A 6,615-nucleotide genomic window follows, 5' to 3' on the forward strand; every position below is an offset into this window, starting at 1 on the left:
GCCGGCGCCATACAAGAACACACAGCAAATGAAGAGGAGACCTGTCATGCCCGACGTCCAGAGGATGACCCTGACGCAGTTCCTGATCGAGGAGCGCCGCCGCTACCCGGAGGCCGGCGGCGGCTTCAACGGCCTGATCCTCAATGTGGCCATGGCCTGCAAGGAGATCGCGCGCGCGGTGGCATTCGGCGCGCTGGGCGGCCTGCACGGCCGTGCCGGCAGCGCCGATGGGAACGCGGACGGCAACGGGGCCGCCATCAACGTGCAGGGCGAGATCCAGCAGAAGCTGGATGTGCTGAGCAACGAGGCTTTCCTGCGCGTCAACGAGTGGGCCGGCTACCTGGCCGGGATGGCGTCGGAGGAAATGGAGGTGCCATACCAGATCCCAGCGTGCTACCCGCGCGGCAAGTACCTGCTGGTGTTCGACCCGCTCGATGGTTCATCGAATATCGATGTCAACGTATCTGTGGGCAGCATCTTCTCGGTGCTGCGCGCTCCCGAAGACGCGGACACCGTGGCGGAGCAGGACTTCCTGCAGCCTGGAACGGCCCAGGTCGCGGCCGGTTACGCGCTCTACGGCCCCACCACCATGCTGGTGCTGACCGTGGGCAACGGCGTCAACGGCTTCACCCTCGATCCGAACCTGGGCGAATTCTTCCTGACGCACCCCGGCCTGCGCGTGCCCGCCGATACCCAGGAATTTGCCATCAATGCCTCCAACAGCCGCTTCTGGGAGGCGCCGGTGCAGCGCTACATCTCCGAGTGCATGGCCGGCAAGAGCGGCCCGCGCGGCAAGGATTTCAACATGCGCTGGATTGCGTCGATGGTGGCCGAGGCGCACCGCATCCTGATGCGCGGCGGCGTCTTCATGTACCCGCGCGATACCAAGGACCCGGCCAGGCCGGGCCGCCTGCGCCTGCTCTACGAGGCCAACCCGATCGCCTTCCTGATGGAGCAGGCCGGCGGGCGCGCCAGCACCGGCCGGCAGCCGCTGATGGCGGTGGCGCCGGGCGGGCTGCACCAGCGCATCGGCGTGATCTTCGGTTCGCGCAATGAAGTGGAGCGGATCGAGGACTACCACGCCAACCAGTCCGATCCCGACCTTCCCAATCCCCTGTTCAACGAGCGCAGCCTGTTTCGCGCGTCTGCCTGAGGTGCACGGCCATGTCAGAACGCTATCCCATCATCGCCATTACCGGCTCCTCCGGCGCCGGCACCACGTCGGTGACCCGTACCTTCGAGAATATTTTCCGCCGCGAAGGCGTGAAGTCAGTCGTGATCGAAGGCGACAGCTTCCACCGGCATAACCGTGCCGAGATGAAGGTCAAGATGGCCGAGGCCGAGCGCACCGGCAACATGAACTTCAGCCACTTCGGCCCGGAGAACAACCTGTTCGGCGACCTGGAAAACCTGTTCCGCGCCTATGCGGAATCCGGCACCGGCATGCACCGGCACTACCTGCACAGCGCGGAAGAGGCCGCCCCGTTCGGGCAGGAGCCAGGGACCTTCACCGAGTGGGAGCCGTTGCCCGATGATACCGATCTGCTCTTCTATGAGGGCCTGCACGGCGGCGTGGTCACCGACGAAATCAACGTCGCCCAGTATCCCAACCTGCTGATCGGGGTGGTGCCGGTCATCAACCTGGAATGGATCCAGAAGCTCTGGCGCGACAAGAAGCAGCGCGGCTACTCCACCGAGGCGGTGACCGACACCATCCTGCGCCGCATGCCGGACTACGTGAACTACATCTGCCCGCAGTTTTCGCGCACTCATGTGAATTTCCAGCGCGTGCCGTGCGTGGATACCTCCAACCCCTTTATCTCGCGCGAGATCCCCGCGCCGGACGAAAGCATGGTGGTGATCCGCTTCGCCAACCCGAAGGGCATCGACTTCCAGTACCTGCTGAGCATGATCCACGACTCGTTCATGTCGCGCGCCAATACCATCGTGGTGCCGGGCGGGAAGATGGAACTGGCCATGCAGCTGATCTTCACGCCCTTTGTGCTGCGCATGATGGAGCGACGCAAGCGCGCCGCCCTGTAACAACCGCTGAGCAGGCAGGGAACAGACAAGGACACCAGACATGAACGCACCCGAACGCATCGACTCCGCGGCCCGCTGCGCCAACGCGCTGCGCTTCCTGGCCGCCGACGCGGTGGAACAGGCCAGATCAGGCCACCCCGGCGCGCCCATGGGCATGGCCGAGATGGCCGAGGCGCTGTGGCGGCGCCACCTGCGCCACAACCCGGCCAATCCGGCCTGGCCTGACCGCGACCGCTTCGTGCTGTCCAACGGCCATGCTTCCATGCTGCAGTATGCGCTGCTGCACCTGACCGGCTACGACCTGCCGATGTCGCAGCTGGGCCAGTTCCGCCAGCTGCACGCGGCCACGCCGGGGCATCCGGAAATCGGCGTGACGCCGGGCGTGGAGACCACCACCGGGCCGCTGGGCCAGGGCCTGGCCAATGCCGTCGGCATGGCGCTGGCGGAGAAGCTGCTGGCCGCCACCTTCAACCGGCCCGGCTTCGACATCGTCGACCACCACACTTATGTCTTCCTGGGCGATGGCTGCCTGATGGAGGGCCTCAGCCACGAGGCCTGCTCGCTGGCGGGCACGCTCGGGCTGGGCAAGCTGATCTGCCTGTACGACGACAACGGCATCTCCATCGACGGCGACGTCGCCGGCTGGTTTGCCGATGACACGCCGAAGCGCTTTGCCGCGTACGGGTGGCATGTGATCGCCGGCGTCGACGGGCATGATGCGCACGCCGTCGACGCGGCGCTGCACGCGGCCCGGGCCGAGCGCCGCCGGCCCACGCTGATCTGCTGCCGCACCGTGATCGGCCAGGGCGCCCCGGCCAAGGCGGGCGGGCACGATGTGCATGGCGCACCGCTGGGCGCGGCGGAGATCGCCGCCATGCGCGAGGCGCTGGGCTGGGAGGCCGAGCCCTTTACCGTGCCGCCGGACGTGGCCGACGCCTGGGACGCACGCACCCAGGGCGCGGCGCGGGAGGCCCAATGGGAAGCGCGCTTCGCTGCCTATCGCGCCGCGCATCCCGAACTGGCCGAGGAGTTCCTGCGCCGCATCGATGGCCGGTTATCGGAAGGCTTCGATGCGGCACTGATGGCGCAGCTGGACGCCCCCTCGCCACTGCAAGGCAAGATCGCCACGCGCAAGGCCTCGCAACTCTGCCTGGAAGCGCTGGCGCCGGCCGTTCCGGAACTGCTGGGCGGCTCGGCCGACCTCACCGGTTCCAACCTGACCGATGTGAAGGCTTCGGTCTGGGTCAACCATGAAGGGCACGGCAACTATGTCAGCTACGGCGTGCGCGAGTTCGGCATGGCGGCGGTGATGAACGGCGTGGCGCTGCACGGCGGGCTGATTCCCTACGGCGGCACCTTCATGACGTTCTCGGACTACTCGCGCAATGCCATCCGCATGGCCGCGCTGATGCGGCTGCGCGTGATCCACGTGCTGACGCACGATTCGATCGGCCTGGGCGAGGACGGCCCCACCCACCAGCCGGTCGAGCACGCCGCGAGCCTGAGGCTGATCCCCAACAACCGGGTCTGGCGTCCGTGCGACGGTGCCGAAACCGCCTACGCCTGGCAGGCCGCGCTGCAGCGGGAGCACGGCCCGACCTGCCTGGTCCTGTCGCGGCAGGCGCTGACGCCGTTCGAGCGCGATGCCGCCCGGCGCGCGGAGATTGCGCGCGGCGGCTACGTCTTGCGCGATAACGCGGCGCCGCGCGTGGTGCTGGTGGCCACCGGCTCCGAAGTGGAGATCGCAGTGCGCGCCGCGCAGGAACTGGCCGACGCTGGTATCGCCGCGCGCGTGGTGTCGATGCCGTGCGTGGAGCTGTTCTACGCGCAAGACGCGGCCTACCGCGACGCGGTGCTGCCGCCGGGCGTGCCGCGCGTCAGCGTGGAGGCGGGCGCCACCTGGTTCTGGCGGGGCGTGGTGGGCGAGGGCGGCGTAACGCTGGGCCTCGACACCTTCGGCGAATCCGCCCCGGCGGAGGCGCTGTACCGGCACTTCGGCCTGACCCCGGAACACGTCGCGGCCGCCGCGCGTGCCTTGCTGGAGGACAAGTCATGACTACCGAGTCCCTGCCTTGCTCCCTGCCGTGCGCCGCAGTGCTGATCGACCTGGACGGTACGCTGGTGGACAGCGCCCCGGACATCGTCGAGGCCGCCAACCGCATGCTCGCCGACCTCGACAGCGCGCCGCTGCCGTTCGATATCGTGGCCGGCTTCATCGGCCGTGGCGTGCCCAACCTGGTGCGGCGCGTGCTTGAGACCGCGCAGCTGGCGCCCCGGGTGGAGGCCGCCGACGCCGAGGCGCTGTTCCATCGCCACTATGACGACACCAATGGCCGCCTGGGTTCGGTATTCCCGGGCGTGGAAGCGGGCCTGGCAGCGCTCAGGCGCGAGGGCTACCGCGTGGCTTGCGTCACCAACAAGCCGCGCGCGCTGGCGGCGCCGCTGCTGGCCATGACCGGCCTGGCGTCGTACCTGGAGGTGCTGGTAGCCGGCGATTCGATCGCGCAGATGAAACCGCACCCCGCACCGCTGCGGCATGCCTGCCGGCTGCTCGATGTCGATGCGGCGCAAGGCGTGCTGGTTGGCGATTCGCCGGTGGACGTGGCCGCGGCGCGCGCGGCCGGCATGCCGGTCTGCCTGGTGCGCTACGGCTACGCCGGCCCCGGCGGGCCCGCGGCACTGGGCGCGGATGCGCTGATCGACTCGATGGAGGCATTGCCAGCGCTGCTGACACCGGCGTGGCTGGCACCCGCCGCCTGAGACCCGCCGCCTGAGATTCGCCACCTGAGCCCGGCCCAGGCCGGCAAAGATACCAAGACAAGGAAACGGAGACATCATGACCATCAAGGTTGCCATCAACGGCTACGGGCGCATCGGGCGCAACGTGCTGCGCGCCCACTACGAAGGCGGCAAGCGCCACGACCTCGAGATCGTCGCCATCAACGACCTCGGCAATGCCGACACCAACGCCCACCTGACCCGCTACGACACCGTCCATGGCCGCTTCCCGGGCGAGGTCTCGGTCGACGGCGATGCCTTCCGCGTCAACGGCGACCGGATCCGCGTCGTGGCGCAGCGCAAGCCGGTGGAGCTGCCGTGGGCCGAGCTGGGCGTGGACGTGGTGATGGAGTGCACCGGGCTGTTCACCAGCAAGGAGAAGGCAGCGGCCCACCTGAAGGCAGGCGCGAAGAAGGTGATCATCTCCGCCCCGGGCGGCAAGGACGTGGACGCCACCATCGTCTATGGCGTGAACCACGGCGTGCTGAAGGCCACCGACACGGTGATCTCCAACGCCTCGTGCACCACCAACTGCCTGGCGCCGCTGGTCAAGCCGCTGCACGAAAAGCTGGGCCTGGTGAACGGGCTGATGACCACGGTGCATTCGTACACCAACGACCAGGTGCTGACTGACGTCTACCACGAGGACCTGCGCCGCGCGCGCTCGGCCACCATGTCGATGATCCCGACCAGGACCGGCGCGGCCGCCGCGGTGGGACTGGTGCTGCCCGAGCTGGATGGCCGCCTGGACGGCTTTGCCGTGCGCGTGCCTACCATCAATGTGTCGCTGGTCGATCTGACCTTCGTGGCGGCGCGGCCGACCACCGTGGATGAAGTCAACGGCATCCTGAAGAGCGCGGCCGAGGCGGAACTCAAGGGCATCCTGGACTACAACACCGCGCCGCTGGTCTCGGTGGACTTCAACCACAGCCCGGCCTCGTCCACCTTCGACGCCACGCTGACCCGGGTCAACGGCACGCTGGTCAAGGTCTCGGCCTGGTACGACAACGAATGGGGCTTCTCCAACCGCATGCTGGATACCGCGGTGGCGCTGGCCAACGCACGCTGAAGGGTGGCCACGATGAGCATTTCCCATGCTACGGACGCGCAACCGAAGCCCACGGCGCCGCACACGCTGGCCGCGTTGCTCGCCGCCGGCGGGCTGGCCGGGAAGCGGGTCTTTATCCGCGCCGATCTCAACGTCCCGCAGGATCATGCGGGCCAGATCACCGACGATACCCGCATCCGTGCTTCCGTGCCCGCGATCGCGGCCTGCCTGCAGGCGGGGGCCGCGGTGATGGTCACCTCGCACCTCGGCCGTCCCGAGGAAGGGCAGCCGGACCCGCGTCACAGCCTGGCGCCGGTGGGCCGCCGCCTGTCGGAGCTGCTGGGCCGGCAGGTGCCGCTGCTGTCCGGCTGGACCGCGGGCGGCTTCCGGGTGCCGCCCGGACAGGTGGTGCTGCTGGAAAACTGCCGCGTGAACAAGGGCGAGAAGAAGAACAGCGACGAGCTGGCGCAGAAGATGGCTGCGCTGTGCGACATCTACGTCAACGATGCGTTTGGCACCGCGCATCGCGCCGAGGCCACCACCCATGGCATCGCCCGGTATGCCCCGATCGCCTGCGCCGGCCCGCTGCTGGCCGCCGAGATCGACGCGCTGGGCAAGGCCCTGGGCCAGCCGGCCCGTCCGCTGGTGGCCATCGTGGCCGGCTCCAAGGTCTCGACCAAGCTGACCATCCTGAAGTCGCTGGCCGACAAGGTCGACAACCTGGTCGTCGGCGGCGGCATCGCCAA

The 6,615-nt window shown here is 68.5% G+C and carries 6 protein-coding genes; all 6 read left to right on the forward strand.

Annotated features, from left to right (window positions below; genetic code table 11):
• Positions 1-46: 46 nt before the first annotated feature.
• Positions 47-1,153, forward strand: coding sequence for a class 1 fructose-bisphosphatase (locus tag ACIP1U_RS30270; RefSeq protein WP_400322910.1), 1,107 nt, complete (start codon positions 47-49; stop codon positions 1,151-1,153).
• A gap of 11 nt (positions 1,154-1,164) precedes the next feature.
• Positions 1,165-2,043, forward strand: a complete 879-nt coding sequence (locus ACIP1U_RS30275; RefSeq protein ID WP_400322912.1) for a phosphoribulokinase — start codon at positions 1,165-1,167, stop codon at positions 2,041-2,043.
• A gap of 40 nt (positions 2,044-2,083) precedes the next feature.
• Positions 2,084-4,099 carry a transketolase gene (tkt, locus tag ACIP1U_RS30280; protein WP_400322914.1) on the forward strand — a complete coding sequence of 672 codons (2,016 nt, stop codon included), beginning with the start codon at positions 2,084-2,086 and terminating at the stop codon, positions 4,097-4,099.
• The gene (gene gph, locus ACIP1U_RS30285; protein ID WP_400322916.1) at positions 4,096-4,803 is read left to right on the forward strand and encodes a phosphoglycolate phosphatase; all 708 of its coding nucleotides are present in this window, start codon (positions 4,096-4,098) and stop codon (positions 4,801-4,803) included. Before tkt ends, gph begins: the two co-directional genes overlap by 4 nt.
• Before the next feature lie 76 nt (positions 4,804-4,879).
• Positions 4,880-5,890, forward strand: a complete 1,011-nt coding sequence (gap, locus tag ACIP1U_RS30290; RefSeq protein WP_400322918.1) for a type I glyceraldehyde-3-phosphate dehydrogenase — start codon at positions 4,880-4,882, stop codon at positions 5,888-5,890.
• Between the two features lie 12 nt (positions 5,891-5,902).
• On the forward strand, positions 5,903-6,615 hold a 713-nt coding region (gene pgk / locus ACIP1U_RS30295), incomplete at its 3' end, for a phosphoglycerate kinase (RefSeq protein ID WP_400322920.1).

Origin of the sequence: Cupriavidus sp. NPDC089707 (assembly GCF_044748965.1) — a bacterium.
Taxonomy (GTDB): Bacteria; Pseudomonadota; Gammaproteobacteria; order Burkholderiales; family Burkholderiaceae; genus Cupriavidus.

What these genes read in the sequence shown, in the direction of transcription:
- ACIP1U_RS30270 (WP_400322910.1), top strand. Translation starts at nt 47, where the DNA reads ATGCCCGACGTCCAGAGGATGACCCTGACGCAGTTCCTGATCGAGGAG.
- gap (WP_400322918.1), top strand. Translation starts at nt 4,880, where the DNA reads ATGACCATCAAGGTTGCCATCAACGGCTACGGGCGCATCGGGCGCAAC.
- gph (WP_400322916.1), top strand. Translation starts at nt 4,096, where the DNA reads ATGACTACCGAGTCCCTGCCTTGCTCCCTGCCGTGCGCCGCAGTGCTG.
- tkt (WP_400322914.1), top strand. Translation starts at nt 2,084, where the DNA reads ATGAACGCACCCGAACGCATCGACTCCGCGGCCCGCTGCGCCAACGCG.
- ACIP1U_RS30275 (WP_400322912.1), top strand. Translation starts at nt 1,165, where the DNA reads ATGTCAGAACGCTATCCCATCATCGCCATTACCGGCTCCTCCGGCGCC.